This window comes from Nocardioides ultimimeridianus (genome assembly GCF_054777895.1).
This window is the reverse complement of sequence record NZ_BAAHAB010000011.1, coordinates 275,089-301,020: the sequence shown is the minus strand read 5'-3', so window position 1 is coordinate 301,020 and position 25,932 is coordinate 275,089. Positions and strand designations below refer to the sequence as shown.

27 protein-coding genes and 1 riboswitch are annotated in these 25,932 nt (G+C 72.3%); of the genes, 5 read left to right on the top strand and 22 right to left on the bottom strand.

Annotated elements, in window-relative coordinates; all coding sequences use genetic code 11:
• Window positions 1-12: 12 nt before the first annotated feature.
• Entirely contained in the window at window positions 13-873 is an 861-nt protein-coding gene (gene panC / locus ACYU8V_RS12935; RefSeq protein ID WP_460847882.1) for a pantoate--beta-alanine ligase, read from the bottom strand.
• Between the two features lie 5 nt (window positions 874-878).
• Window positions 879-1,787 (bottom strand): Rossmann-like and DUF2520 domain-containing protein, encoded by a 909-nt coding sequence (locus ACYU8V_RS12930; protein WP_460847880.1) that lies wholly within the window; start codon window positions 1,785-1,787, stop codon window positions 879-881.
• A 170-nt stretch (window positions 1,788-1,957) separates the two neighbouring features.
• Here ACYU8V_RS12930 and ACYU8V_RS12925 point away from each other — a divergent pair, with 170 nt between their 5' ends.
• A complete protein-coding gene (locus ACYU8V_RS12925) occupies window positions 1,958-3,061 on the top strand; it encodes a glycosyltransferase family 2 protein (RefSeq protein WP_460847878.1) in 1,104 nt (367 codons plus the stop codon).
• Window positions 3,062-3,131: 70 nt separating this feature from the next.
• Here ACYU8V_RS12925 and ACYU8V_RS12920 read toward each other — a convergent pair whose 3' ends face one another.
• The 5 genes from ACYU8V_RS12920 to folP form a co-directional block, all read right to left on the bottom strand.
• Complete coding sequence (locus ACYU8V_RS12920; RefSeq protein WP_460847877.1) at window positions 3,132-3,716, bottom strand: hypothetical protein; 585 nt, start codon at window positions 3,714-3,716, stop codon at window positions 3,132-3,134.
• A 93-nt stretch (window positions 3,717-3,809) separates the two neighbouring features.
• On the bottom strand, window positions 3,810-4,289 hold the full coding sequence (locus ACYU8V_RS12915) for a DUF3180 domain-containing protein (RefSeq protein WP_460847875.1): 480 nt from the start codon (window positions 4,287-4,289) through the stop codon (window positions 3,810-3,812).
• Window positions 4,290-4,314: 25 nt separating this feature from the next.
• Complete coding sequence (gene folK / locus ACYU8V_RS12910; protein ID WP_460847874.1) at window positions 4,315-4,884, bottom strand: 2-amino-4-hydroxy-6-hydroxymethyldihydropteridine diphosphokinase; 570 nt, start codon at window positions 4,882-4,884, stop codon at window positions 4,315-4,317.
• Window positions 4,881-5,291 (bottom strand): dihydroneopterin aldolase, encoded by a 411-nt coding sequence (gene folB, locus ACYU8V_RS12905; RefSeq protein WP_460847873.1) that lies wholly within the window; start codon window positions 5,289-5,291, stop codon window positions 4,881-4,883. Before folB ends, folK begins: the two co-directional genes overlap by 4 nt.
• Window positions 5,284-6,144, bottom strand: coding sequence for a dihydropteroate synthase (folP, locus tag ACYU8V_RS12900; RefSeq protein WP_460847871.1), 861 nt, complete (start codon window positions 6,142-6,144; stop codon window positions 5,284-5,286). Before folP ends, folB begins: the two co-directional genes overlap by 8 nt.
• Window positions 6,145-6,212: 68 nt before the next feature.
• On the opposite strand from folP, the gene ACYU8V_RS12895 reads away from it, so the two are divergent.
• Entirely contained in the window at window positions 6,213-6,773 is a 561-nt protein-coding gene (locus ACYU8V_RS12895; protein WP_460847870.1) for a hypothetical protein, read from the top strand.
• Window positions 6,774-6,782: 9 nt separating this feature from the next.
• Here the strand turns inward: ACYU8V_RS12895 and folE are convergent, their stop codons facing one another.
• From folE to dacB, 6 genes are all read right to left on the bottom strand, one after another.
• Window positions 6,783-7,400, bottom strand: a complete 618-nt coding sequence (folE, locus tag ACYU8V_RS12890) for a GTP cyclohydrolase I FolE (protein WP_460847868.1) — start codon at window positions 7,398-7,400, stop codon at window positions 6,783-6,785.
• Window positions 7,400-9,451, bottom strand: a complete 2,052-nt coding sequence (gene ftsH / locus ACYU8V_RS12885) for an ATP-dependent zinc metalloprotease FtsH (RefSeq protein ID WP_460847867.1) — start codon at window positions 9,449-9,451, stop codon at window positions 7,400-7,402. The genes folE and ftsH overlap by 1 nt, the downstream gene beginning before the upstream one ends.
• A gap of 139 nt (window positions 9,452-9,590) precedes the next feature.
• Window positions 9,591-10,142, bottom strand: coding sequence for a hypoxanthine phosphoribosyltransferase (gene hpt / locus ACYU8V_RS12880; protein WP_460847866.1), 552 nt, complete (start codon window positions 10,140-10,142; stop codon window positions 9,591-9,593).
• Between the two features lie 4 nt (window positions 10,143-10,146).
• On the bottom strand, window positions 10,147-11,103 hold the full coding sequence (gene tilS, locus ACYU8V_RS12875) for a tRNA lysidine(34) synthetase TilS (RefSeq protein ID WP_460847864.1): 957 nt from the start codon (window positions 11,101-11,103) through the stop codon (window positions 10,147-10,149).
• A gap of 3 nt (window positions 11,104-11,106) precedes the next feature.
• Window positions 11,107-12,150, bottom strand: coding sequence for a zinc-dependent metalloprotease (locus ACYU8V_RS12870; RefSeq protein ID WP_460847863.1), 1,044 nt, complete (start codon window positions 12,148-12,150; stop codon window positions 11,107-11,109).
• Between the two features lie 93 nt (window positions 12,151-12,243).
• Window positions 12,244-13,716: a D-alanyl-D-alanine carboxypeptidase/D-alanyl-D-alanine endopeptidase gene (gene dacB, locus ACYU8V_RS12865; RefSeq protein WP_460847862.1), complete on the bottom strand. Its 1,473-nt coding sequence runs from the start codon at window positions 13,714-13,716 to the stop codon at window positions 12,244-12,246.
• A 140-nt stretch (window positions 13,717-13,856) separates the two neighbouring features.
• Between dacB and ACYU8V_RS12860 the strand changes: the two genes are divergently transcribed.
• On the top strand, window positions 13,857-14,348 hold the full coding sequence (locus ACYU8V_RS12860) for an inorganic diphosphatase (RefSeq protein ID WP_460847860.1): 492 nt from the start codon (window positions 13,857-13,859) through the stop codon (window positions 14,346-14,348).
• On the opposite strand, the gene ACYU8V_RS12855 is transcribed toward ACYU8V_RS12860, so the two are convergent.
• The 6 genes from ACYU8V_RS12855 to ACYU8V_RS12830 form a co-directional block, all read right to left on the bottom strand.
• The gene (locus ACYU8V_RS12855; RefSeq protein WP_460847858.1) at window positions 14,342-15,055 is read right to left on the bottom strand and encodes a class I SAM-dependent methyltransferase; all 714 of its coding nucleotides are present in this window, start codon (window positions 15,053-15,055) and stop codon (window positions 14,342-14,344) included. The genes ACYU8V_RS12860 and ACYU8V_RS12855 overlap by 7 nt on opposite strands.
• 14 nt (window positions 15,056-15,069) lie before the next feature.
• Window positions 15,070-16,197 carry a phosphatase PAP2 family protein gene (locus ACYU8V_RS12850; RefSeq protein ID WP_460847857.1) on the bottom strand — a complete coding sequence of 376 codons (1,128 nt, stop codon included), beginning with the start codon at window positions 16,195-16,197 and terminating at the stop codon, window positions 15,070-15,072.
• A 9-nt stretch (window positions 16,198-16,206) separates the two neighbouring features.
• Window positions 16,207-17,178, bottom strand: coding sequence for an ABC transporter ATP-binding protein (locus tag ACYU8V_RS12845; RefSeq protein WP_460847855.1), 972 nt, complete (start codon window positions 17,176-17,178; stop codon window positions 16,207-16,209).
• Window positions 17,175-18,776, bottom strand: a complete 1,602-nt coding sequence (locus ACYU8V_RS12840) for an ABC transporter permease (protein WP_460847854.1) — start codon at window positions 18,774-18,776, stop codon at window positions 17,175-17,177. Before ACYU8V_RS12840 ends, ACYU8V_RS12845 begins: the two co-directional genes overlap by 4 nt.
• On the bottom strand, window positions 18,752-19,735 hold the full coding sequence (locus ACYU8V_RS12835) for a thiamine ABC transporter substrate-binding protein (RefSeq protein WP_460847853.1): 984 nt from the start codon (window positions 19,733-19,735) through the stop codon (window positions 18,752-18,754). Before ACYU8V_RS12835 ends, ACYU8V_RS12840 begins: the two co-directional genes overlap by 25 nt.
• A riboswitch (TPP riboswitch) is annotated at window positions 19,728-19,834 on the bottom strand. Its footprint overlaps the gene before it by 8 nt.
• Window positions 19,835-19,937: 103 nt before the next feature.
• Window positions 19,938-20,381, bottom strand: coding sequence for an ester cyclase (locus ACYU8V_RS12830; protein WP_460847852.1), 444 nt, complete (start codon window positions 20,379-20,381; stop codon window positions 19,938-19,940).
• A 73-nt stretch (window positions 20,382-20,454) separates the two neighbouring features.
• Between ACYU8V_RS12830 and ACYU8V_RS12825 the strand changes: the two genes are divergently transcribed.
• Window positions 20,455-21,096, top strand: a complete 642-nt coding sequence (locus tag ACYU8V_RS12825; protein ID WP_460847851.1) for a TetR/AcrR family transcriptional regulator — start codon at window positions 20,455-20,457, stop codon at window positions 21,094-21,096.
• 77 nt (window positions 21,097-21,173) lie between these two features.
• Window positions 21,174-22,826, top strand: coding sequence for an alpha/beta fold hydrolase (locus ACYU8V_RS12820; protein ID WP_460847850.1), 1,653 nt, complete (start codon window positions 21,174-21,176; stop codon window positions 22,824-22,826).
• A 27-nt stretch (window positions 22,827-22,853) separates the two neighbouring features.
• On the opposite strand, the gene ACYU8V_RS12815 is transcribed toward ACYU8V_RS12820, so the two are convergent.
• The 3 genes from ACYU8V_RS12815 to ACYU8V_RS12805 are packed head-to-tail and all read right to left on the bottom strand — an operon-like array spanning window position 22,854 to window position 25,848.
• Window positions 22,854-23,948: an MBL fold metallo-hydrolase gene (locus ACYU8V_RS12815; RefSeq protein ID WP_460847848.1), complete on the bottom strand. Its 1,095-nt coding sequence runs from the start codon at window positions 23,946-23,948 to the stop codon at window positions 22,854-22,856.
• A complete protein-coding gene (locus ACYU8V_RS12810) occupies window positions 23,945-24,754 on the bottom strand; it encodes an SDR family oxidoreductase (protein ID WP_460847845.1) in 810 nt (269 codons plus the stop codon). Before ACYU8V_RS12810 ends, ACYU8V_RS12815 begins: the two co-directional genes overlap by 4 nt.
• Window positions 24,751-25,848, bottom strand: a complete 1,098-nt coding sequence (locus ACYU8V_RS12805; RefSeq protein WP_460847844.1) for an NAD(P)H-dependent amine dehydrogenase family protein — start codon at window positions 25,846-25,848, stop codon at window positions 24,751-24,753. Before ACYU8V_RS12805 ends, ACYU8V_RS12810 begins: the two co-directional genes overlap by 4 nt.
• Between the last annotated feature and the right edge of the window lie 84 nt (window positions 25,849-25,932).

Below are 25,932 nucleotides of genomic sequence, written 5' to 3'. Positions count from 1 at the left end.
TCGCCCAATCTTTCAGAACGTGAGTGGCATGTTGTCGATCAGCCGGGTCGTGCCGACCCGGGCCGCGATCAGGATGCGACCCTCGCTGCCGGGCTCGGGATAGTCCGGCGGCTGGCTGAGGTTGGTCTCGGTGAGGGCGAGGTAGTCGAGCTCCACGGCGGGCTCGCCCTTGATGACGGACATGGCGGCCCACCGAGCCGCCGGTACGCCGTACACGGCCCGCTCCTGTGCCGCGCGCAGCGCCCGGCTCAGGGTGACCGCCTGCTGCCGCTGCTCGGGGTCGAGGTAGCGGTTGCGACTCGAGCGCGCGAGGCCGTCCGGCTCGCGGTCGGTCGGGGCACCGACGACCTCCACCCGCAGGCACAGGTCGTCGACCAGCCGCCGGATCAGGGCCAGCTGCTGGTAGTCCTTCTCGCCGAAGACGGCGAGGTCCGGGCGGATCAGCCCGAAGAGCTTGGCGACGACGGTCAGGACGCCGCGGAAGTGGCCGGGGCGGCTGGCGCCCTCCAGGATCGCGGCCGTGGCTCCGGGGTCGACCGTCACCGGATCGGCGCCCTGCTCGTGCGGCACCCCGGTCGGGTACATCTCCTCCACGCTCGGAGCGAAGACCAGGTCCACGCCCTCGCGCGTGCAGACGTCGAGGTCGGCGTCCTCGGTGCGCGGGTAGCGGTCGAAGTCCTCGTCGGGGCCGAACTGCAGCGGGTTGACGAAGAGCGAGACCACCAGCGTCGCGTCGGCCCCGGCGCGCTCGCGGGCCAGCCGCATCAGGGACACGTGACCGTCGTGCAGCGCGCCCATGGTGGGCACGAGCGCGACCGGGCGCGAACGGTCGATCATCGCGTCGAGGTCGACGCGGGTGCGGGCGATGTCCACCGTCGTCAGATCTCCACGCGGCTGCGCTGCGCGGCCGCGTCGAGCACCTCGAGGATCCGGCGGGCGCGGATCGGCAGGACCCGGCCGTCGGTGACCGCGCGGCTGAGCGTGGCCCGGGCGAGAGCGACGTACGACGGCAGCGTGTCCGGCCGGGTGCGCTCGATCTCGCGCACGTGGGCGGCGACCGTCTTGATGTCGCCCCGCACGATCGGGCCGGTCAGGGCCGCGTCGCCCTGGGTCAGGGCGTTGTCGAGGGCGGCCTGGAGCAGCGGTCGCAGGGTGCCGGCGGTGTCGTCGACACCGGCGGCCGCGAGGATCCCCATCGCCTCACTCACCAGGGTGACGAGGTGGTTGGCGCCGTGGGCGAGACCCGCGTGGTAGAGCGTGCGCATCTCCTCGGGAACCCACGTGGCGCGGCCGCCGAGGTCGTTCACGAGCCGCTCGGCGAGCGGGCGCTCCAGCGGGCCGGCGGTCAGGCCGAAGACGCAGCCGGTGAGGCGGTCCAGGTCGACGGCGGTGCCGGTGAAGGTCATCGCGGGGTGCAGGGCCACCGCGCGGGCGCCGACCCGGGCGGCGGGCTCGAGGATCGCGAGGCCGTGCGCGCCGGAGGTGTGCACGACGTACTGCCCGGCGCGCAGCGCGCCGCTCTCGGACAGCATCGTGACGACGTTGGACAGCATGTCGTCGGGAACGGTCAGCAGCAGCAGGTCGGCCTTGCGCGCGACCGTGGTCGGCTTGTGCAGCGGGACGCCCGGCAGCAGGTCGGCGGCGCGGCGGCGCGAGGCGTCGGACTCGCCGGCGACGGCGACGATCTCGTGGCCCGCGGCGCGGAGTGCGGCGGCGAGGACGGAGCCGACCCTGCCGGCACCGATGACGCCTACCCGCAGGGCAGGACTGCTGGACCTCTCAGCCATGGCGAACCTTTCCGTTCCAATCCCACCGGCCACCCTTGCGGGTCGGTGTGGGTACCGGACGTGTGTGCTCGTACTGGACAACGTCGAGGGTAGGCCCCGTCATCCCGCTGCGATACCTCTGGCGGGTGTGAGCAGGGCAACAATGAGTAGTGATCCTCTAGCGTTGCCGCGTGCGGTTGCGTCGGAGGGCTCCCCTGATCAGCGTGGTGGTTCCCGCCTACGACACGGCGGCGTACCTGCCCGCGTGCCTGGACAGCCTGCTCGCGCAGACCCACACCGAGCTCGAGATCGTCGTCGTGGACGACGGGTCGCCCGACGCGTCGGCGGCCGTGGCGGCGTCGTACGCCGAGCGCGACCCGCGGGTGCGGCTCGTGCGCCAGGAGAACGGCGGACTCGGCGCCGCGCGCAACGCGGGGCTGCGGCACGCCACCGGCGAGGTCATCGCGTTCGCGGACTCCGATGACGTCGTCCCGCCGGAGGCGTACGCCGCCCTGCTGCGCCAGCTGCGGCGCACCGGTGCCGACCTGGTGACCGGCGACGTCGTCCAGCTGGTCGGTGAGGAGACGCGGGAGATCCCGTGGATGCGGCGGATCCACAAGGACCGGGCGGCGGTCCTCATCGAGCAGCGTCCCGAGCTGCTCGGCGACGTGTTCGCGTGGAACAAGCTCTACCGCCGCTCCTTCTGGGAGTCGGCCGGGCTGTCGTGGCCGGAGCGGCTGCGCTACGAGGACCAGCCCACGCTCACCCGCGCCTACCTGCAGGCACGGCTGATCGGCGTCGTCCCCGACGTGGTCTACCACTGGCGGATCCGCGAGGACGGCTCGTCGATCACCCAGCAGCGTGCCAGCACCGCCGACCTGCGTGACCGGTGGACGACCAAGCGGATGTCCCTCGCGAGCGTGCGCGGCTACGGCTCGGTGCCGGTGACGAAGACCTTCGAGCAGCGCGTGCTGCCCGGCGACCTGTGGCGCTACTTCCTGCAGATCCCGAGCTGCGACGACGAGTGGTGGGCGCTCCTGGTCGCCGGGGTCCGCGAGTTCTGGGGCACCCACGGCTCACTCACGGCCAGCCGGCTGCTGCCCGCGCACCGGCTGGTCGGCTGGCTCGTCGAGCAGGACCGCCGGGCGGAGGCGAGCGCGGTGATCTCCTACGTCGTGGAGAACGGAGGCCTGCCGCGGGTCCGGGACGGGGCCGGGGTGCGGGTCGACGTGCCGGGGCTCGACCTGGGGGGTGTGCCGCGGGAGGCGGTGGCGTTGCGGGCGGACGAGAAGTAGCCCCTGCCGTTGCCTTGCTTGCGCGCAAGCAACTCCTTGCTTGCGCGCAAGCAAGGGGCAGCGGGTGGGGTCAGACGGCCCGCCGCTTGGAGTCGGTACGCCGCCAGGTGGCCAGCTCCGACTCGAGCACGTCGAGCTGCTGCTCCAGCTCGGCCACCCGGATCGCGGCGTCGGCGGCACGGGTCTCGGCGTCGCCGATCCGGGTGCGGACCCGCTCGGTCTCGCGCTCGGCCATCTCGGCGCGGCTGGTGACGTCGGCCAGCTCGCGGCGGGCGTCGGCGAGCTCGCCGGCGGCCTCGGTCAGGCGCTTCTCCAGGCGGGCGACGGTGGCGTCGCGCTTGGCGATCCGGCCCTGCATGTCGGCGGCGAACTCGACGCCCTCGCGGGTCCGCTCCTCGGTGAGCCGGCGGTAGTCCTGGGCCTGCGCGGCACGGTCGCGGGCGGCCTCGAGCCGGGTCGCGGTGACCTCGGCGTGGGTGATCTTGGTGGCGGCGGCGCCGAGCACGAGCGCGACCACGCCACCGACGACCGCGGCGGCGAGGGAACCGGAGAGGGCGGTGGCGACGACCGTCACCGCGGCGAGCACGAGGAGGGCCAACGCGACCACGATGCGGGTCGAGCGCTGGCGGCGGCGGGTTCCGACCGGGGACGTCATGGCTTCACGGTAGGCCCGACCGGAGCGGATCGCGCGGAGGTCGCCCGCGTGGCGGGTGAGACCGGTGTGACTTGTGTGCTCGGTGATAGATGCTCAGTCGCGGTCGGGCGGGTCCGAGACCCGGCAGGCCCGCTCGAGAAGGAGCGCCGCGACCACCGCCAGGAAGCCACCTCCGGCCGCCACGATCGAGTGCACCAGCCGCTCGTCGGCCAGGTCGGCGGGATCGGCGATCCAGCTCAGCCCGTAGCCGAGGTAGCCGGCCCCCACCAGCGCGCACACCAGCGCGGAGGCGCGGGCGAGCACCAGCCGGTTGACGGCGTTCTCGACCGACCAGCGGTCCCGGCGTACCTGCAGGGCACGGTGGGTGACCCAGGCCGTCCAGCCCAGGATCCCCGCGATGAGGAACATCGCGGCGGACTGCACCCACGGCACCAGCGGGGGTACGGCGCCGAACCGGTCGCACAGCCCGTGCAGCGCGTAGCCTCCCGCACCGCCCACGACCGCCCAGCCCAGCAGGGCGAGCGGCGAGGTAGGGCGCAGCGATCCGTGCTGCTCCTCGGACGGCTCGTTCACACCCGCGGACGCCGGGTCACCCGGGTCATTCCGCCTCGAGCACCAGGTCGTCGCGCCGGGTGATGCCGGTGCTGTCCGTCGCGGCGAGCAGGTCGGCGACCGGGCCCTTGTCCAGGAACTGGGCGTCCGGCTCCAGGTCCAGCCACGGCTTCAGCACGAACGCGCGCTGGTGGGCCTGCGGGTGCGGGAGCTTGAGCGAGGCGGTGTCGGCCCGACGGTCGCCGACCACGATCAGGTCGACGTCCAGGGTGCGCGGCGCGTTCTTCTCGCCGCTGCGGGCGCGGTCGAAGGCGTCCTCGACGGCGAGGGCGCGGTCGAGCAGGCGGCTCGCCGACAGCGTGGTGTCCGCCAGGACGACCGCGTTGAGGAAGGTCCCGGAGTCGGGCGGGCAGTCGACCGGGGTGGTCTCGTAGACCGGCGACACACCGGTCACCCAGACCTCGGGGGTGTCCGCGATCGTCGAGACACCACCCTGCAGGTTGGCGAAGCGGTCGCCCAGGTTGGAGCCGAGGGCGATGACAACCCGCCGGATCGGTCGCATCTCGCCGGTCAGCGTGTCGGCATCGATGATGTTCGGATTCGGAGTCTCGGTCATCCTTGGCCCTCTCCCTGCGCACTTTCAGCGGCTTGACGACGGGTGATGGTCAACTGGACATCACCGAAGGGATTCTCGATCGGTGCGTCCGGCTTGTGAATGGTCACCCGAGCCCATTCAACACGACGGTCCCTGAGGCAGACGGCGGCGATCCGTTCGGCGAGGGTCTCGATCAGGTCGACCGGGTCCCTGCCCACCGCATCCGCAACCTCGGCCACGAGACTTCCGTAGTCCACGGTGTCGCGCAAGTCATCCGAGGCCGCCGCCGGGCGGGTGTCCACGGCCAGCGCGAGGTCGATGACGAACCGCTGTCCGTCGCGCCGCTCGTGGTCGAAGACACCGTGGTGCCCCCAGCACTCGATGCCGACGACGGACAGCACGTCGACGTCGTTCGTGAGCTCAGGCACGCGCCTCACCCTGCCATGCGGCCACGACCCGGAGAGCATCGAGGTGCGCCCGTACGTCGTGGACGCGGATCCCCCACACGTCCGCGCGCCCCGTGCCGGCGGCCAGCAGCGCTGTCAGCGCCACCCCGGCGGCCTCCCGGCCGTCCACGGGTCGCGGCTCGCCGGCGTCGGCCAGCAGGCGTCCGAGGAAGGTCTTGCGGCTGGCGCCGACCAGGATCGGGAGGCCGAGCTCGGCGATGCGGTCCAGGTGCCGCAGCAGCTCCCAGTTGTGCTCGGGCAGCTTGGCGAAGCCCAGCCCCGGGTCGAGCACCAAGCGGTCGTCGGGGATGCCGGCGGCCCGCGCGGCCGCGACCCGCTCGCCCAGCTCGTGGTGCACCGCCTCGACGACACCGCCCGGTCCGTCGTACGTCGCCAGGGCCTGCATCCGGTCGCTGTGCGCCCGCCAGTGCATCGCGACGTACGTCGCCCCCGAGTCCTTCACCACGTCCAGGATGGCCGGGTCGGCGAGGCCACCGGAGACGTCGTTGACGATCGTGGCCCCCGCGGCGAGCGCGGCCGCGGCGACCTCCGAGCGCATGGTGTCCACCGATACCCGCGCCCCGTCGGCGGCGAGCGCCGAGATGACCGGCACCACGCGGTCCATCTCCTCGGTCAGCAGCGGCCGGGTCGCCCCGGGGCGGGTGGACTCGCCCCCGATGTCGAGGATGTCGGCGCCCTGCGCCAGCAGCTCGCGGCCGTGCTCGACGGCGCGGTCGGTGTCGTCGTACCGGCCTCCGTCGGAGAAGGAGTCCGGCGTGACGTTGACGACCCCCATCACCAGCGGCCGCGCGGAGGGCACGGACGAGGCGGTCATGCGGTCCAACCTATCGCCGGTCGCGCGAACGCCTGCGGGGTGGGAGGGCGTCGTGCGACGCTTGCTCCGTGACCGGATCGGAGGACCGCGCCCGCGTGCTGGCCGCCCTGCCGCCGGAGGAGGAGCTGCTGTGGACCGGGCGGCCCGACCCGTCCCGGATCTTCACCACCGCGGACATCTTCCTGATCCCCTTCAGCCTCCTGTGGGGCGGCTTCGCGCTCTTCTGGAACATCGCGGTGAACGTCGGCGGCGCTCCGATCTTCTTCCGGCTCTTCGGCCTGCCGTTCCTGGTGGCCGGCGCCTACATCACGGTGGGGCGGTTCGTGGTGAAGGCGGCCCGCAAGCGGAGGACCGTCTACGCGCTCACCGATCAGCGCGCGCTGGTCCTCACCGGCAGCGGGACGGTCACGTCGGCGTACCTCGGCAGCCGGCCGCAGGTGACCTCCAAGATCCGCGCCGACGGCAGCGGCGACGTGCTCTTCGACGCCGCGGCCGCGGGGTGGGGCCGCCGGCCCTACCAGAACACCGGGTGGGAGCTGGGCGGTACGCCGTCCGGCGTCAACTTCTTCGACGTGCCCGACGCCCGGACCGTGGCGCGTCTCATCGACGCCCAGATCCCCCGACGCTGAGCCCGGTCCTCAGCCGCGGGGCGAGTGGATGAGCGACATCGCCTCGGCGCGGGTGGCGGCGTTGTGCATCTGGCCCCGGACCGCCGAGGTGATGGTGCGGGCGCCGGCCTTGCGGACGCCGCGCATCGTCATGCAGAGGTGCTCGGCCTCGATCACCACGATCACGCCGCGGGCGTCGAGGAGCTCGACGAGGGCGTCGGCGACCTGGGTCGTGAGCCGCTCCTGGACCTGTGGCCGCTTCGCGTAGACGTCGACCAGCCGGGCCAGCTTGGACAGGCCGGTGATCTTGCCCGACTCGGCCGGGATGTAGCCGACGTGAGCGACGCCGGTGAACGGCACCAGGTGGTGCTCGCACATCGACCACAGCTCGATGTCGCGGACCAGCACCATCTCGTCGTGACCGAGGTCGAAGGTGGTGGTGAGGACGTCCTCGGGCCGCTGGCGCAGCCCGGAGGTCACCTCGGCGTACGCACGCGCGACGCGGGCCGGTGTGTCGTGCAGGCCCTCCCGCTCCGGGTCCTCGCCGATCGCGTACAGCAGCTCGCGCACGGCGGCCTCGGCGCGCGCGTGGTCGAACGGAGGAATCTCCTCGACGGGGCCGTCGGGGTGGGAGATCGGGTCCGGCATCAGATCCCCGGCGTGGGAGGTGCGGGCGGCGGGGTCACGTCGCCACCGCCCCCGTGGATGTCGCCACCGGACGACGGCGGGGTCAGGATCTGGCCCCCGGCCGGCTCCTCGGGCTTGGTGCCGTTCTGCGCCCGCCTGCGGATCTCCTCGGGGATCTCCACCGGCGGGATCGCGGACGGGATCCGCGTCGGCGAGCCGGTCCAGGCCGGACGCTCGGGACGGCGGCGCAGCGGCGTGAAGATCTCCGCCACCTGCGCCTTGTCCAGCGTCTCCTTGTCGAGCAGCGCGAGCACCAGGGCGTCGAGCACGTCGCGGTTCTCGACCAGGATGTCGAACGCCTCCTGGTGCGCGGTCGCGAGGAGCTTCTTGGTCTCCTCGTCGACGATCGCGGCGACGTCCTCGGAGTAGTTGCGCGAGTGCCCGATGTCGCGACCCAGGAACGGCTCGGAGTTGGACTCGCCGAGCTTGATGGCGCCGAGCCGCTCGGTCATGCCGTACTGGGTGACCATGGCGCGAGCCAGGCTGGTGGCCTTCTCGATGTCGTTGCCGGCGCCGGTCGTCGGGTCGTGGAAGACCATCTCCTCCGCGGCCCGGCCCCCCAGCATGTAGGCGAGCTTGTCGAGCATCTCGCTGCGGGTCTGGGAGTACTTGTCCTCGTCGGGCAGCACCATCGTGTAGCCGAGGGCGCGGCCGCGCGGGAGGATCGTGATCTTGTGGACCGGGTCGGTGCCCGGGAGCGCCGCCGCGACCAGGGCGTGGCCGCCCTCGTGGTAAGCGGTGATCAGCTTCTCGTTCTCGCTCATCAGGCGGGTCCGGCGCTGCGGCCCGGCGATGACGCGGTCGATCGCCTCGTCGATGGCGGTCGCGGTGATCAGCTTCTGGTTGTTGCGCGCGGTGAGCAGTGCGGCCTCGTTGAGCACGTTGGCCAGGTCGGCACCCGAGAAGCCCGGCGTACGACGGGCGACGTTCTGCAGGTCGACGTCGGGGCCCAGCGGCTTGCCGCGCGAGTGGACCTTGAGGATCTGGTGGCGGCCGGCGAGGTCGGGGGCGTCCACGCCGATCTGCCGGTCGAAGCGGCCCGGACGCAGCAGGGCCGGGTCGAGCACGTCGGGGCGGTTGGTGGCGGCGATCAGGATGACGCCGCCGCGCACGTCGAAGCCGTCCATCTCGACCAGCAGCTGGTTGAGGGTCTGCTCGCGCTCGTCGTGGCCGCCGCCCATGCCGGCGCCGCGGTGGCGGCCGACGGCGTCGATCTCGTCGATGAAGACGATGGCGGGGGCGTTCTCCTTGGCCTGCTCGAACAGGTCGCGCACCCGGGAGGCACCGACGCCGACGAACATCTCGACGAAGTCCGAGCCGGAGATCGAGTAGAACGGGACGCCCGCCTCGCCGGCGACGGCACGCGCGAGCAGGGTCTTGCCGGTGCCCGGAGGGCCGTAGAGCAGGACGCCCTTCGGGATCTTGGCGCCGACGGCCTGGAACTTGGCCGGCTCCTGGAGGAACTCCTTGATCTCGCCGAGCTCCTCGATCGCCTCGTCGCACCCGGCGACGTCGGCGAAGGTGGTCTTGGGCATGTCCTTGGTGATCATCTTCGCCTTGGACTTGCCGAACTGCATGACCCCGCGGCCGCCGCCCTGCACGTTGTTCATCAAGAAGATGAACAGCAGCATGATCAGCACGAACGGCAGCACGGTGCCGAGGATCGAGCTGAGCAGGCTGGGCTTGGGGTTCTCCGAGTTGGAGGTCTGCAGCTTGTGGTCCTTCAGCGCCTGGTCGACGACCTTGAGCAGCTCGGGCTGCTGGCCGTCGATGTAGTGCGTCGAGATCTTCGAGCCCTGAGGACGTACGCCGTCGTTCAGCGTCGCCTGGATGACCTGGTCACCGTCGATGAAGGTGATGTCCTTGACGTCGCCGCTCTGGACGTAGGTCGACATCTGCGAGGTGTCGACCTCGTCGTACCCACCGCCGGAGGCGAGGAACTCCAGCGCCAGGACCACAGCGACCACGGCCACCACGATCCAGAGCCACGGCCCCCTGAACACACGCTTCACTGACTCTTCCGCTCCTTGATCCGGCGATCAACGCCGCGCGTTTGGATCACATGACCGTACACGCGCTCCCGAAGACTGAACGCGCCGGTCCGGCTCCTGGTTCCAGCACCCTCGGGCGACATCGGTCACGCTCCGTGGCTCAGCTGTAGACATGCGGCGCGAGCGTCGCGATGTCGCGCAGGTTGCGGTAGCGCTCACGGAAGTCGAGGCCGTAGCCCACCACGAACTCGTTGGGGATGTCCCAGCCGATGTAGCGGACCTTGACCGGCATCTGCAGGGCGTCCGGCTTGCGCAGCAGCGTGCACACCTCGACGCTCGCGGCGCCGCGCGAGGACAGGTTGCGGGTCAACCAGGACAGGGTCAGGCCGGTGTCGATGATCTCGTCGACGATGAGCACGTGCCGGCCGGTGAGGTCGGAGTCGAGGTCCTTGAGGATCCGGACCACGCCGGAGGACTTCGTCCCCGAGCCGTACGACGACACCGCCATCCAGTCCATCTCGACGTGCCGGTTCAGGCTGCGGGCGATGTCGGCCATCACCATCACGGCCCCGCGGAGGACGCCGACGATGATCAGGTCCTTGCCCTCGTAGTCGGCCTCGATCTGGGCCGCGAGCTCGCCCACCCGGTCCTGGATCTGCTTCTCGGTGAACAGCACCTCGACCAGGTCGTTCTCAACCGCGGCTGAATCCATGTCCTCAGGATTCCACACGGGTGGTGCGGAACCGCAGGCGACCGTCGTGGAGATATCCGGTGACGTGCCCCGGGAGCTGGACCTCGCCCCGGATCTCGCCGAGCACGAGTGACAGGAGTTGCTGGACGTGCACGTGGAACAGCTCCGCGTCCACCGCTCCCGCGTCGAGCGCGGCCAGCCGGAGCAACCGGGTCGCCAGCGCCGGGGGGACCTCGCGGGGGTCGGTCCCCGCCGCGAAGGCGGCCGCCGCCATGGCGTCGAGCGCCTCCACGTCCTGGCGGAGCTGGTCCGCGGTGCGCGCCAGGGTCGCGGCGATCCCCGGGCCGAGCTGGTCCTCGAGGACCGGCAGCACCCGGCGGCGTACCCGCACCCGGGCGTAGCTCAGGTCCAGGTTGTGCGGGTCCTCCCACGTCTCGATCCCCTCCACCTGGCAGGCCGTGACGGTGTCGTCGCGGCCGACGTCGAGGAGGGGGCGGGCGTAGTGGTCGAAGGTACGCCGCATCCCGGCCAGGCTGCGTCCGCCCGAGCCCCGGGCCAGCCCGAGCAGCACGGTCTCGGCCTGGTCGTCACGGGTGTGGCCGAGCAGCACGAGGGCGGCGCCGAAGTGCTCCCGCATCTGCTCGAGCACCTCGTAGCGGGCCTGCCGGGCGGCGGCCTCGACGCCCATGCCGGCGGACTCGACGGTGACCCGGGCCGACGCGGTCTCGTGCGCACCCATCGCGGCCATCTGCTCGACGACGTGGGTGGCGTGGGCGGCCGAGCCCTCCTGCAGGCCGTGGTCGACGGTCACGCCGATCACCCGCAGGCCGGCCCGGCGGCTCTCGAAGACGGCGGCGGAGAGCAGGGCGAGGCTGTCGGCCCCTCCGGAGCAGGCGACCAGGACCGAGTCGCCCGGATCGAGGGTCGCCAGGGTCCGGCGTACTCCTTGGCGACAGGCGGCGATGGCCGGGTGGAGAGCCATCCGCTACCCCAGGACGCGGGCGATCCAGGCCTCGGCGTCGAGGAGCTCGGCCTTGCTGGGCAGGTGGGCGGGCTCGGCCCAGACGGCGTTGAACTCCTCCATGCCGACCTTGTCGACCACGGCGCGGACGAACTTCGCGCCGTCGCGGTACTGCGCCATCTTCGCCTCGAGACCGAGCAGCCGGCGCAGGATCCGGTCCAGGGTGCCCAGGCCCTTGCGACGCTGGGTGAACTTCGCGCGGATCGCCTCGACGCTCGGGATGACCTCGGGACCGACGTCGTCCATCACCACGTCCGCGTGGCCCTCGAGCAGCGACATCATCCCGGTCACCCGGTCCAGGATCTCGCGCTGCTCGGGGGTGCTGACCATGTCGATGATGCTGCCGCCGGTACGGGCCGCCCGGACGATCTCGGCGAGCCGCTCGGCGCCGCCCTCGAGCAGGCTGCCCGGCTCCATCGCGCCGGTGATCGCGGCGATCTCGGAGAAGAGGTGGTCACGCATCCACGGCACGGCCGTGAACTGCACCCGGTGGGTCTCCTCGTGCAGGCACACCCAGAGCCGGAAGTCGGTCGGGTCGACGCCGAGCTCGCGCTCCACGTGGACGACGTTCGGGGCGACCAGCAGCAGCCGGCCGTGGTCGGGGTGGAACGGGTCGAACTGGCCGAGCACCTTGCCGGCCATGTAGCCGAGCAGGCCGCCGACCTCGACGCCGGTCACCTTCGCGCCGATCGCGCGGCTCAGCCCCGACGGCGGCCGCTTCTCGGTCAGCTTGTCGAGGAGCGGCGCGGTGGCGGCCCGGAACCCCTCGGCGTTGGCGCGCACCCAGCCGGGACGGTCGACCACCAGGATCGGCGCGGTGCCGTCGGGGGCGTCCAGGCCGGTGAAGTCGCGGACCAGGGAGGTCGAGCGGTTCGCGTCCGCGCGCAGCTCGGCGACGGCCTCGTCGGCCTCGGTGCGGGACACGACCGGCCCGTCACCGGCGATCTTGCTGCCGAGCGCGACCGCGATCTTCCAGTCGATCATCTCGGGTGCCGGGGCGTCGCTCATGCGGCCAGCCTACGGGGGCGGTCCGCGGCCCGTCGTACCTGACGAACGCGTTGGGTCCGGGGTGGAAAACCAACGCGTTGGTCAGGTACGACGTCAACGACAGCGGCAGGCGCCGAGGGCGGAGGCGGCCTTGTCGCGCCACTCGCGGGCCAGGCCGTCCTTGTCGGCAGGGATGCGGTCGGCCATCAGGACGAAAACCATCGGGTCGCCGGACCCGTCCACGCCGATGCCGGCCAGTGCGGTGACGCCGGTGAGGGTGCCGGTCTTGGCGCGGACCCGTCCCCAACCCTGCGGGGTCGGGCCGCCCGAGCTGTCGGCCAGCGAGCCGTTGAAGCCCGCGACGGGCAGCCCCTCGACCACCGCGCGCAGCCCCGGGTGGGCGCTGCTCGCGGCGAACCGCAGCACGGCGACGAGCAGGCCGGGCGACATCAGGTCGTGGCGGGAGAGTCCGCTGCCGTCGTACAGGACGCTGCCCTGCATGCCGATGCCGTTGGCCGCGAGGACCTTCCGCACGGCGGTCCGGCCGGCCTCGATCGAGCCCTGGCCCTCTTCGGCGACGCCGAGCTGGCGGAGCAGGACCTCCGCGCCGTCGTTGTCGCTGACCTGCAGGATGCGCTGGACGATCTGCCCCAGCGGCGCGCTGGTGACCGTGGCGACGGCCGTCGCGCCCGGCGGGGCCACGGTGCGGGTGGACGGGCCGGTCACGGTGATGCCGCGGCGGGCGAGCGCCTTGCGGAAGACGGTGGCCGCGGTCAGCGGCGGGTTCGCGACGCTGCTGCCCTGTGCGGTGTGGCCCTCGTCGACCCACAGCGCGCTGGTCTGGGCCACCTCGCCGCTGGAGACGTAGTCGTCCTCCCAGTGGGAGTTGACGGCGGGCCCGGAGAACAGCGAGTCGTCGTAGCCCAGCCGGACGCTGCGGATCCCGCGCTGACGCAGCGCCGCGGCGGCGCGGGAGGCGAGGGTGGTCACATCCGCGCGGTGCAGGTCGTACGTCGGCGACGGGTCGTCCTGGCCCGGCTGCTCGGGCGCGGACGCGAGGTAGGGGTCGCCGCCGCCGACCAGGACCAAGCGCCGGCTCGCGCCGGAGCCGGTGAGGACCGCGGTGGTGTCGAAGGTGTGCGACGGGCCCAGCGCGAAGAGCGCGGAGGTGGTCGTGACGACCTTGGTCGTCGAAGCCGGGGTCGCCAGGAAGCTGCCCGAGGAGGCGTAGCGGTAGGTCAGCCCCGAGCCGTCGAGCGGGCCGACGGCGGCCAGCACGTGCCGCCCGAGCGCCGCCTTGGAGAGCGGGCCGGCCAGCGCCGCGGCGATCCGGGCGCGGCTGAGCGGGTGGTCGGCGACCGGCTGCGCCACGACCCCCGGGCGTACGACGTCGGGCGCCTGGACGCCCTGCGGCGGCGCGACCGCGGCCGGGCCGGTCGCGACGACCTCGCCGCGCACCTGGTGCCACCAGTCGTCGAGCCTCCCGGTGCGCCAGCCGACGAGGCCGGCGACGGCCACCGCGAGCGCGAGCACGATGGGGACGGCGAGCAGCAGCTTGCGTCGTACCGCCTGGGCCGCGTCGGCCACGATCGTCCCCTCACCCCCGGTCCGCTCCGAGGCCCTCGACTGCCCTTCGCGCATATTGTGCGCGACAATGCTCCGGGCCGACCGCACCGGGCGGCCTGAGAGAGCCTGGACGGACAGGCGCGACGCGTGGAGGAACTGCAGTGGCCGAGTTCGACGTTCTGATCGAGATCCCCAAGGGCAGCCGGAACAAGTACGAGGTCGACCACGAGACCGGTCGCATCCGTCTGGACCGCGTCCTGTTCACCTCGATGGTCTACCCCGCCGACTACGGCTACATCGAGGGCACCCTCGGTGGCGACGGCGACCCGCTGGACGCGCTGGTGCTGCTGCCGTTCCCGGTCTACCCGGGCACGATCGTCAAGGCCCGCCCGGTCGCGATGTACGTCATGGAGGACGAGGCCGGCCAGGACGAGAAGGTCCTCTGCGTGCCGTGCGACCCGCGCTTCGACGACATCCAGGACCTGCCCGACGTGGCCGAGTGGGACCTCGACGAGATCCAGCACTTCTTCGAGCGCTACAAGGACCTCGAGCCCGGCAAGTCGGTCAAGGGCTCGAACTGGGCGGACCGCGCGGCCGCCGAGATCGAGATCGAGAACTCGATCAAGCGGCTCGCGGAGTCCGGCGGTCACTGACCCCGGCGGATCCCCCGGAAGTAGGCGATGGCGCCGCTGGTGTCGATGACGAGGTCGTCGACGCCGGCGGCGCCGAACCATTCCCGGAGGTCGTCGCGGGTGCAGCCCGGGCCGAGCAGGCCCGCCGCCCGGCCGACCTGACGCAGCGGCTCGAAGACGATGCCGGTGTCGTTGGTGAGCGCGCTGCCGGTCACCACGCCGCCCGCCCGCAGGACCCGGGACATCTCGCGGACCGCGAGCTCGGGATCGGGGAAGCAGTGCAGGCCGGTGAAGCTGACCACCAGGTCGAACTCGCCGTCCTCGAACGGCAGCTCCCCCACGTCGGCCAGCCGCGGCGTCACCTGGTCGGCCACGCCACGCCGCTCCGCGGCCCGCATCGTGCGGTCCAGCATGGTCTGGGCGATGTCGGCGGCGACGTACTCGACGCCCTGGTCCTTCTTCAGGCCGCGCAGCGCCACGCCGCCACCGCAGGGGATGTCGAGGACCCTCGCCCCCGCCGGCTGCCGGCCGATCTCGTCGGCCGCCCGGTAGAGCCGCGCGAGGTCGCTGCGGATCCCGGTGCGCCAGATCGCCCCGCCCGCCCGGGGGTGCTCCACGGTCCAGTCGTAGAAGCCGGCCCACAGCGGGTCCTCGGACCAGCCGCCGAGGCCGGGGATGCGGTTGAGCAGGAACACGGGCCCTCCATCGTCGATGTGCGGGTCCAGCATCGCGCAACGGTCGCTCAGGGACGACGCCCGAGCCCGACCTTCTCCAGCGGGACCCGCCACAGCGGGACGGCGCCGGCCCGGCGGGGGTAGGGAGCCACCGGGGTGTCGGGGCCGAACCGCTGGCCGCTGCAGACGGCGGCCAGCCAGAAGGACGCGATCGCGATGGCGGCGCCGGCGATGTCGTCGGCCAGGTAGTGCCAGCCGAAGTAGAGGGTCGAGACCACGACCAGGCCGAAGTAGACCCAGCAGGCGATGCGCAGCGCGCGGTTGCGGATCGTGTACTGCACCATCAGCGCGACCAGCAGGGTGATGCAGGTGTGCAGGCTCGCGAAGCCGGCGATGGAGTTGACCGTGTTGGACACGCCACCGAAGACCAGCCGGCCTCGGGTGTCGACGATCGTCTCCATGAGTGCGGTGGTGCTGGTGTGCGGCAGGCCCTGGTACTCCGAGGGGAAGGCGATGCCGGGCCCGAGGGTCGGCAGCAGGTAGTAGCTCAGTGTGCCCAGCGCCCATGCGAGGCACTGGCTGGCCACGAACCAGTAGCCGTAGGAGATGTTGCGCGACCACACCGCCCACAGCGTGATGACGACCGGCACCAGCGGCAGGAAGAACAGGTAGACCGGCGAGAGGACGTACGCCGCGTGGGTGCCCAGCACGGCCTGCAGCGCGTCACTGGGGTCGTGCCCGAAGAACAGCACGCGGTCCAGCTTGTGCAGCTCGTTGTCGTAGAGCAGCGGCATCCCGTTGTCGCCGATCCGGACGAACGGCAGGTCGGACTTCAGGTTCCGGTAGCCGACGTAGGTGACGTAGAAGCACGCCACCCCGAGCACCACCAGCCGCAGCCGCTCGCTGGTCCAGTGGCTGCGCCAGCGGTCGCGCATCAGCGGGATCAGCGCGCTGCGCTGGCCGCGCGACTGCCACCACGCCAGCGGCACCAGGTCGACCGCCATCGCCAGCAGGACCAGCACCGGGATCCGGACGTAGGACGGCCCCAGGAAGCTGCCCTCGGGGTCGAGGATCGGCCGGTCGTACCGCACGTGCACGTAGACGGTGCCGGCCGCCATCAGCCCGGCGGTGCCGAGGAGCAGCGGATAGGCGAGGCGGTACGCCGCCCTGCTCGTCTGCCTCCCGTCCGTCCGCACCCGCGGAGTCTAGATGGCCGCTACGCCGCGCCCGGTCGGGGCGAGGCGGACCGTGTCGCCGAGTGCCGGCGGCGGACCGTCGGTCGTCGCGTCGAGCTCGCCGACGCCCTCGATGTCGACGACCAGCCGCGTCGCGTCGGGTGCGGCGCTGACGCCCCGGACGACGCCCTTCAGGTCCCCGTCCTCGGAGGTCGCGAGCGCGGTCGGCCGCAGCGCGACCCGATCCGCTCCCCCGATCCGGCGCGCGGCGTCGCCCTCGAGGAGCCTGGAGTAGCCCAGGAAATGGGCGGTCTCGGCATCCACGGGGTGCGCCCAGACCTCACCGACCGGCCCCTGCTGCACCACGCGGCCGGCGCGCATGACGGCGAGGCGGTCGGCGACGGCGTACGCCTCGGACTGGTCGTGGGTGACCAGCAGGGCGGTCGTGCCCGCCTCGGTGAGGATCCGGCGCAGGTCGGCGGCCAGCCGCGCGCGCAGGCCGGCGTCGAGGGCGCTGAGCGGCTCGTCGAGGAGCAGCAGGCGCGGCTCGGCCGCGAGCGCCCGGGCGAGGGCGACCCGTTGGCGCTCGCCGCCGGAGAGGGTCCGCGGGAGGCGGCCGGCGTACGCCTGCAGGCCGACGAGCTCGAGCAGGTCGCGCGCCTCGGCGGCGGCCCGGCGGCGCGGCACACCGCGCAACCGCAACGGGTAGGCCACGTTCCGCGCGACGGTGAGGTGGTCGAAGAGCTGGCCGTCCTGGAACATCAGGGCGAAGCCCCGCCGGTGGGTGGGTACGCCGGACAGGTCGGTGCCGTCCCACGCGACGCGCCCCGCGGCGAGCGGCTCGAGGCCCGCGATCGCCCGCAGCAGCGTGGACTTGCCGCAGCCGGACGGGCCGAGGACCGCCAGCACCTCGCCGTCGGCCAGGGCGAGGTCGACGTCGGCCACCGCCCGCAGCGGCGGCACCCCGACGTCCACGCTCACGCCCACGAGCTCCAGCGTCATAGCGATCCCACCCCGGGCACCCGCAGCCGCTCGATCACGAGCACCACGGCGGCGCCCGTGGCGGCGAGGATCACCGAGGCCGCCATGGCGGCACCGTAGTTGAGCGGGCCCGGGCTGCCGGCGAGGCGGTAGATCACCACCGGCAGGGTGGGGGTCTCGGGCCGGACCAGGAAGCTCGTCGCCCCGAACTCACCCAGCGAGACCGCGAAGGCGAAGCCCGCCGAGGCGAGCAGCGGGCGCCACAGCGCCGGGACGTCGACCACCAGCGCGGCCCGCAGCGGACCGGCGCCCAGCGACGCGGCGGCCTGCCGCTGCCGGTCGTCGAGGCCGGCGAGGACCGGCACCAGGATCCGGACCACGAGCGGCATGGCCACCAGCGCCTGGGCGATCGGCACCAGCCACGGGCTCTCCCGCAGGTCGACCGGCGGATGGTCGAGGGTGATCAGGAAGCCGAAGCCCAGCGTCACCGCGGACACTCCGAGCGGCACCATGAACAGCCCGTCGAACACGGCGCGCACGCGGCGCTCGACCCTGCTCCGCGACCGCCGCGTCACGACGACCGCCACGAGCAGACCGAGGGTCAGCGACAGCGCCGCCGCCTCGACGCCGATGCGCAGCGAGTTCCCGAGTGCCTCGGTGATCGGCACCCGCACCAGCCCGCCGCCGTCGCTCTGCAGCAACCGGTAGAACGCGAGGGTCCAGTGCCCGTCGCGCCGCAGCGACCCGAGGACCAGCGACGCGAGCGGGACCGCGAGCGCTACGAGCACCGCCGCGGTCACCGCGAGGACGGGCAGGTCCCGCAGCCGCGGCCGGGCGGGGGTGGCCGGGAGGCGTCGTACCGTCGGATCCGGGACGGCGCGCAGCCGGGCGGCGACCACGAGCAGCACCACGACCACGACCAGCTGCACCAGCGACAGGGCGGCGGCCGCGCTGAGCTCGGGGAAGCCGGTGATCCCGCCGGTGGTGAGCAGGTAGATCTCGGTCTCCACCGACGAGTAGCGCAGGCCGCCGAGGGTGAGGACCACACCGAAGCCGGTCGCGCAGAACAGGAAGACCACGACCGCCGCCGAGACGAGTGCGGGCCGCAGCGCCGGCAGGGTCACGGTCCGGAAGACCCGCACCGGCGAGGCCCCGAGTGCGGCAGCGGCCTCGGCCGGGCGGCGGTCGAGCGACTCCCACGCGACGCCGACCGTGCGGACCACCACCGAGACGTTGAAGAACACCAGCCCGACCAGGATCGCGAGCGCGCCGTTGTCCATCAGCCGGCCGATCGCGACGCCGACCACGACCGTCGGCAGCACGAACGGCACCAGGAGCAGCCCGCGGAGCAAGCCCCGGCCGGGGAAGCGGAGCCGGTGGGTGACGTACGCGCACGGCGTCCCGAGCAGGACGGACACGGCGGTGGCCAGGGTGCTCACCCAGACCGTGAACCAGACGACCCGGCGGGTGCGGTCGTCGCCGAGCAGCGCCCACCCGGAGGCGTCGACGCGCGCCACCATCCCGCCCACGGGCAGCACGAAGAAGACCGCCAGCACCGCGGCCGGGACCGCGGCGAGAGCGAGGAACGAGAGGGTCAGCCGGAGACGATGTCGGTCCATGCCGTGGTCCAGTCACGCCGGTTCGTGGCGATGTCGGACGCGGAGACCTCGATCGGCTTCCGCGGCACCGGCGCGAACCGCTTCCAGTCGCTCGGCAGCGGGGTGCCGTCGACGACGGGGTAGACGTAGTTGCTGGTCGGCATCGCCTTCTGCACCGCCGGGCTACGCAGCCAGTCGACGACCCTCTGCGCGTCGGTCGGGTTCTTCGCCCCGGTCAGCACGCCGGCGTACTCGGTGTCCGCGAAGCAGGTGTTCAAGAGGGCGTGCGTGGAGCTCCTCCCCTTCTTCACCGTGTACGACGGATCGGTGTTGTAGCTGACCACGATCGGCCGGTCGCCGCCGGAGTAGGAGTAGTCGCTCTCGAAGGCCTGGGTCCAGCCGCTGTCGACCTTGGCCCCGTTGGCCATCAGCTGCTTCCACCAGTCCTGCCAGCCGTCGCCGTACGCGCCGATGGTGGCGAGCAGGAAGGCCATGCCGGGGCTGCTGGTGGTCGCGCCCTCGGTCACGAGGAGGTCCTTGTACGCCGGCTTCACCAGATCGTCCAGGCCGGTCGGCTCGGTCACGTGGTGGCTGGCGAACCAGGCGTCGTCGACGTTCACGCAGACGTAGCCCACGTCGACCGGGCTGAGGTCGCCGTCGAACACCCCGGCGCCGGTGACGGCCGCCTGGAAGGTGGTGTCGACGCCGTAGGCGACATCGCCCAGCGGGTCGTCCTTGGTCACCTGCAGCTTGCTGGCGAGCTCGCCGGCGTCACCGGCCCTCACGATCTCGAGGTCGATGCCCGATGCCTTCCGGAAGGACGCGACCATCGCCTTGGGCAGCTTGAAGGAATCGTGCGCGATCAGCACGACCTTGTGATCGGTCGGGGCGGCGGAGTCGGTGGCCTGGGACCCGCAGCCGGCGACCGACGTCGCGGCCAGGAGGACGGTGGCCGCCGCGAGCGCACGTGAACGGTTCATCGGATGGACTCCCTTCGCCGGTGCTAACCGGATCAGGTTCGGAGGGTCTGCGGCGGATCCGCACTCTCAGCACCCACGGGTGCTCCCCTGTCTGTGTCCTCCATGCTACCGACGCGCCGCCCCTCGACCCTCGGGCGGCGTGACCCTCCGGCCGCACCCACCCCACCGGGGCGCGGCCGGAGGAGGCCGGGGTCAGGCCGGGTCAGGCGTGCGCCGGCGCCTCGAGGGCGGACGGGTCCGGCGGGGCGAGGACGCCGAGCTGGATCCGGACGCCGTACTCGTCGCGCATGCCCCAGTGCTCGGCCATCCGGTCGCCCTCGGTGCGGTAGATGTGCACGGTCTCCATCACGAACGGCCGACCCGCGGTGCCCGGCCCGTGCAGTGCGTCCACGGCGACGCCCCGGCCGATGGCGCGCACCACCACCCGGTCCGGTCCGTCGAAGATGTCCTGGATCTCGTAGCGGAGCCTCAGCACGCCGCTGACGAACCCGAGGATCTGCCGGTAGCCGGCCGGGCCCGGGGGCAGCGGGAACGGGGAGCCGTGGTCGACGAAGTCCTCGGTGACGAGGTCGTCGAGCACGTCCAGCTCGCCGGAGTTGATCGCGTCGAAGATCGCACGCGCTGACTGGATGGCCGCTTCGGACATCGGGACACCACCTTCGCTAGACTTGACTGGAACACGAATCTAATGGAATGGGATTCCAATGACAAGGGCCTACGTGTCGACCACCCGGCAGGCGAAGGCGCAGGAGACGCGGGCACGCATCGTCGAGACCGCCGCTGCGATGCTCCTGCGCGACGGGCTCGCCGCCATGACCATCGCCGACCTTGCGCGCGAGGCCGGCGTCAGCCCGCAGACGGTCTACAACTCCGTGGGCGGCAAGGCCGAGATCGTCAAGGCGGCGTACGACGTGGGGCTGGCCGGCGATCACGACGCGGTCCCGATGATGGAGCGCCCGGCGTACCTGGCCGTGCGCGCGGCGACGGACGCCGCCAGCTACGCGACCGCCTACGCCCGCTGGTCGGCGGACATCTTCGACCGGGTCGGGACGCTGCTCGGCGTCCTGCTCTTCCACGGCACCGCCGGCGACCCGATGCTCGAGGAGTTCGTCGCCACGATCAACACCGAGCGGCGCACGGGCAACGCCATGGGCCTGCGGTTCCTGGTCGAGCAGGGCCTCCTGGCCGACGGCGAGGACTTCGAGCGGCTCGTCGACGAGGTGTGGGTCCTGACCTCACCGGAGAACTGGCACCGGCTCGTCCAGAGCCGCGGGTGGACGCGAGCGGCGTACGAGGACTGGCTGGCGCGGCACCTGCTGGTCGCCGTGTCGCGGGCGACCGGGCAGGCCGACACCGACTGACGCGCGCCCGGATTCCGGTCCGCCACCGGCCGGGGCGTAGAAAGGGAGCACGTCATTCGTCGTCGGTGGGAGAACTCGTGATCAACCGCGCCCTCGTGGCCACCCTCGCCGTCGCTCTCGGGATCAGCGCCGCGAGCACGGTCGACATCCAGGCGGCCCACGCCGCACCCTCGAGCTCCGCCGCGGCGGAGCGCGCCACCACCGCGACCCGGGCGACGACGTCCACGGTCCGGCGGATCCGGTGGACGAGGTGCGCCGACGCCACCCTGCGCAGGTACTCGCTGCGATGCGGCACCCTCCGCGTCCCGCTCGACTACCGCCACCCGAACGGGGCCACGATCACCCTGGCCCTCACGATCCGCCGGCACACGTCCTCGGCCGGGCAGTACCTCGGCCCGATCCTCACCAACCCGGGCGGCCCCGGCGGCTCGGGACTCACGCTTCCCATCCTGCAGAACTACGTGCCCAACGGCGTCGGTACGCGCTTCGACTGGATCGGCTTCGACCCGCGCGGCGTCGGGCAGAGCCGGCCGGCGCTGAACTGCGACCCGTCCTACAACGGCTACGACCGGCCGAGCTATGAGCCGACCACTCCTGCCCTGATGCACTACTGGCGCTCGAGGACCCGCGCCTACGCACGGGCCTGTGGCACCGCCGACGCCCGGCGACTGCTGCCGCACATGACCACGGCCGACAACGCCCGCGACATGAACTCGATCCGCAAGGCGCTCGGCGTCAGGAAGATCAGCTACTACGGCTTCTCCTGGGGAAGCTACCTGGGCCAGGACTTCCTCACCCTGTTCCCGAACCGGGTCAAGCGGGTCGTGCTCGACGGGGTCGTCGACCCGTCGCGGGTCTGGTACCGGGCCAACCTCGACCAGGACGTCCACTTCGACGCGAACATGGACGTCTTCTGGAAGTGGGTCGCGGCCAACGACGACGTCTACCACCTCGGCACCGACTGGACGGCCCTGAAGAGCGGCTTCTACGCCGAGCGTCGTCACCTGGTCGACCATCCGGCGGCCGGCGGCAAGCTGGGACCGGACGAGCTCACCGACGTCATGCTGGACGCCGGCTACTACGTCATCGGGTGGGCCCAGGACGCCGCGGCGTACGCGAGCCTGATCAACGACGGCGACGGGACGGCGCTGCTCAAGGCCTACCGGGACGGCAACGTGGGCGCGGGCGCCGAGAACGGCTTCGCGGTCTACAACGCGGTCCAGTGCACGGACACGTCGTGGCCCGACTGGGCGACGACGCTGCGCGACACCCGCCGGGTGGCCGCGAAGGCGCCGTTCATGACCTGGAGCAACACCTGGTTCAACGCACCGTGCCTCAACTGGCCCGTCGCATCCCACCACCGCGTGAACGTCCGGCAGCGGCGCGGCGTGCCGCGATTCCTGCTGGTCAGCGAGTCGAAGGACGCCGCGACGCCGTACTCCGGAGCACTGGCCGTGCGCGCCCGCTTCCCGCGGGCCCGGCTGATCGAGGGTGTCGGCGGCACCACCCACGCGGCCTCGCTGTGGGGGGTCCGGTGCGTCGACGACACCATCGCGCACTACCTGGCCACCGGCGCGGTGCCGAAGCGTCGCGCGGGCTACCGCCCGGATCGCGAGTGCCCGGCACTCGCCCCGCCGGCGGCCTCGACCGGCGCCGCTCGCCAGGCCCCGAGGCTCCCGGCGATCGTGCGTGACGCGCTGCGGGCGGCCCAGCGCTACGAGCTGCACTGACGCGGCCGCGGCGGCGGATGCTGGGCGCTACGGCGCCGGTTGGTACCAGCTGACGCCGTCGCGCACCGTCAGCGCGGCCTGACCGCGGGCGACCAGCAGGTCGAGGTGGGCCTTGGTCTCCATCGAGGCCATGCCCTGGTTGAACACGTCGAGGTCGGCGTAGCTGCGCTCGTGACGCGTCCAGCCCAGGTCGCGCGCGACCATCTCGGCGTTCACGTCGCCGCGCGCGTCGACCGACTCGCGGCACAGGTCGAGCCGGGTCTCGTGGTGGAGGAGCAGCTCGTCGACGCGGGCGTACGACGACGGCGCGACCGGCCCGTGCGCGGGCAGGATCTGCAGGTCGGGCAGTGAGCGGACCTTCGCCAGCGAGGCCATGAAGTCGCCGAGCGGCTGGTCCACGGGCGGCACCGTGAAGCCGATCGAGGGAGTGATCGTGGGCAGCACGTGGTCACCGGCGAACAGCAGCCCGGCCGCCTGCTCGGCGTACACGAAGTGGCCGGGGGTGTGCCCCGGGGTGTGCACCGCGTCGATGGTGCGCGCGCCGATCTCGAGGCGGGTGTCGCCCTCGAGCCACTGGTCGGGGTAGCGCCACATCTCGGGGACCGGGAGGTCGTCGTCGGTGCGGCCGGCCGCCCAGGCCTCGGCCACCTCGAACGCACCCGCGCTGCGCAGCACCGGCAGGAACGGGCTCTCGGTGAAGGCGTCGATGTTGTTGAGCAGGTCGAGCCCGGGCTGCTCGTCGCGGCCGAGGGCCACCGGGATCCCGAGCTCGCCGCCGAGCACGGACGCCATCGTGTAGTGGTCGCGGTGGATGTGGGTGACCAGGAACCGCTTGATGTCGCCGAAGCCCGCGTCGATCGACTTGAGCGATCGGTCGAGGAGCTCGCGCGCGACCGGGATCGCCCAGCCGCCGTCGATCAAGGTCAGCCCGTCGTCGCCCTCGACGACGTACACGTTGATCGCCTTCAGCCCGTCCATCGGCAGCGGCAGCGGGATCCGGTGGATTCCCTCCGCGACCTGCCACGCCCCCTCGGCGGCCCAGTGCTCGCCGGAGTCCGGGGAGATGGCTGCGCCGGTCGGGGTCGAGCTGGTCGGGCTGGTCGGGCTGGTCGGGCTGGTCACGGATGCAAGTCTGGCAGCCCGAGGTCCAGGTTCGGCTCCTGGATGCCGCCGTCGATCTCGAGCAGCTTGCCGGTGACGAACTGCCCTGCCCTCGAGGAGAGGTAGACGACGCCGGCGGCGATGTCCTCGGCCTCGCCGATGCGGCCCAGCGGCGTACGGGTCTCCATCTGCTCCTTCATCTCCGGTACGCCGGCGACGAACTCGAGCGCACTGGTCATCACCGAGCCCACGTAGATGCCGTTGACGCGGATGTGCGGCGAGAGGTCGGTCGCGGCGAGGCGGGACCAGTGGGCGAGCGCGGCCTTGGCGGTGCCGTAGGCGAGGTAGCCGCGGGCCGCCGTACGGCCCATCATCGAGCTGATGCTGGTGATCGACTTCTGCCGGCCCTCGCCGGCGGACTTCAGCATGAGCGGCACGGCCGCACGGCTGAGCGCGTGGGCGGTCGCGACGTTGAAGTGGAACGCCTCCTCGAGGTAATCGACGTCGGTGTCGAGGAAGGCGTTCGGGATGGTGCCGCCGACGTTGTTGACGACGATGTCGAGGCGGCCGAACTCGTCGAAGGCCCTCTCAGCGAGAGCGGCGACCTCGTCGGTGTGCGCCAGGTTCGCCGGTACGACGAGGGCACGCCTCCCCGTCGCCTCGATCCGCGCGGCGACCTCGGCGAGCTGGCTCTCGGTCCGGCTGGAGATGAGCACGTCGGCGCCGGCCTCGGCGAGCGCGACGGCGGTGGCGGCGCCGATGCCGCGGCCGGCTCCGGTGACGACGGCGACGTGGTCGGTGAGGTCGAAGCGGTCGAGGATGCTCATCGCGCGACCAGCCCCCTTCCGGTGACGAGCGGGAGGTCGATCGGGCTCACCAGCCCCGGCTTCGCGGCCACGACCGCGGGGATCGCGTTGATCAGGCGCTGGGCGGTGACGATCATCCCGGAGACGTTGTGGTCGCCGTTCTCGCCGTGGTGGGTGAACTCGACCTTCATGCACGGCTCGCCGGTGATCTCGATCCGGTAGCAGCCGTCGCCCTCGAGCGGGGTCGGCCAGTCCGGGTCGCTGTCGGCGGCGGTCCGGGTGACGTGGTCGAGGGTGATCCGCGGGACGCCGTCGACCGATCCTGTGACCTGGAACCGGACCGAGCCCATGGTGCCCTCGGCGATGTCGACCGAGACGGTCTCCTTGGCCCGCGCGGCCGGGCGGCGCTCGACGCGCTCGGTCAACGGCTCGTCGAGGGTGACGCCGAGACCGGCGGCGATCACGCGGACGACCGGACCCCAGGCGCTGGAGAGGATCCCCGGCTCCCAGAGCAGCGGCTTGCTGTCGAGGGGCTGGCCGAAGCCGAACAGGTCCTTCATCACGACCGGCTGGTAGTAGGTGGAGTAGTCGGCGATCTCGCTGACCCGGACGTGGTCGACGCGCTGGCTGAGGCTGGTCATCACCAGCGGCAGCACGTCGTTGGCGAAGCCGGGGTCGATGCCGTTGACGTGCAGGCTGGCGCCGCCCTCCTCGCCGGCCTTGTCGATGCCCGCGATGAAGTCGTCGGGCAGCGTCCCCTGCGGGTGCACCAGGATCACCGGGCCACTGGACACGACGTTGACACCGTCGCGGATGAAGCCGGTGAGGTCCTCGATCGACTCGAAGAGCCGGTCGTCGGTCATCGCGCCGTGCACGATGCAGTCGGGTCGCAGGGCGATCAGCGCGTCCCGGTCGGTGGTGGCGGTGACGCCGAGGGTCCGGCCCAGGCCCGCGAGCTCGCCCGCGTCCTTGCCCTCCTTCTCCTTCGTGGAGGTCCACACCCCGACCAGCTCCAGGTCGGGGTGGGCGTCGACGCCGGCGATGGCGTGCCGGCCGATCGTGCCGGTCGACCACACGACGACGCGGAGGGGCTGCTCGGGGATCACCTGGGACATGGGCTGAATCTAGAACAGGTTCTAGTTTCTGGCTAGGGGCGGGGTGGAGCGGAGCCGGGCTGCGCCTGCCTGCCGCTTGCTGGC

What these genes read in the sequence shown, in the direction of transcription:
- ACYU8V_RS12870 (WP_460847863.1), bottom strand. Translation starts at nt 12,150, where the DNA reads ATGAGCGACGCCCCGGCACCCGAGATGATCGACTGGAAGATCGCGGTC.
- hpt (WP_460847866.1), bottom strand. Translation starts at nt 10,142, where the DNA reads ATGGATTCAGCCGCGGTTGAGAACGACCTGGTCGAGGTGCTGTTCACC.
- ACYU8V_RS12930 (WP_460847880.1), bottom strand. Translation starts at nt 1,787, where the DNA reads ATGGCTGAGAGGTCCAGCAGTCCTGCCCTGCGGGTAGGCGTCATCGGT.
- tilS (WP_460847864.1), bottom strand. Translation starts at nt 11,103, where the DNA reads ATGGCTCTCCACCCGGCCATCGCCGCCTGTCGCCAAGGAGTACGCCGG.
- ACYU8V_RS12840 (WP_460847854.1), bottom strand. Translation starts at nt 18,776, where the DNA reads ATGGACCGACATCGTCTCCGGCTGACCCTCTCGTTCCTCGCTCTCGCC.
- folE (WP_460847868.1), bottom strand. Translation starts at nt 7,400, where the DNA reads ATGCCGGACCCGATCTCCCACCCCGACGGCCCCGTCGAGGAGATTCCT.
- ACYU8V_RS12855 (WP_460847858.1), bottom strand. Translation starts at nt 15,055, where the DNA reads ATGCTGGACCCGCACATCGACGATGGAGGGCCCGTGTTCCTGCTCAAC.
- ACYU8V_RS12810 (WP_460847845.1), bottom strand. Translation starts at nt 24,754, where the DNA reads ATGAGCATCCTCGACCGCTTCGACCTCACCGACCACGTCGCCGTCGTC.
- folK (WP_460847874.1), bottom strand. Translation starts at nt 4,884, where the DNA reads ATGACCGAGACTCCGAATCCGAACATCATCGATGCCGACACGCTGACC.
- ACYU8V_RS12835 (WP_460847853.1), bottom strand. Translation starts at nt 19,735, where the DNA reads ATGAACCGTTCACGTGCGCTCGCGGCGGCCACCGTCCTCCTGGCCGCG.
- ACYU8V_RS12805 (WP_460847844.1), bottom strand. Translation starts at nt 25,848, where the DNA reads ATGTCCCAGGTGATCCCCGAGCAGCCCCTCCGCGTCGTCGTGTGGTCG.
- ACYU8V_RS12830 (WP_460847852.1), bottom strand. Translation starts at nt 20,381, where the DNA reads ATGTCCGAAGCGGCCATCCAGTCAGCGCGTGCGATCTTCGACGCGATC.
- folP (WP_460847871.1), bottom strand. Translation starts at nt 6,144, where the DNA reads ATGACCGCCTCGTCCGTGCCCTCCGCGCGGCCGCTGGTGATGGGGGTC.
- ACYU8V_RS12845 (WP_460847855.1), bottom strand. Translation starts at nt 17,178, where the DNA reads ATGACGCTGGAGCTCGTGGGCGTGAGCGTGGACGTCGGGGTGCCGCCG.
- ACYU8V_RS12920 (WP_460847877.1), bottom strand. Translation starts at nt 3,716, where the DNA reads ATGACGTCCCCGGTCGGAACCCGCCGCCGCCAGCGCTCGACCCGCATC.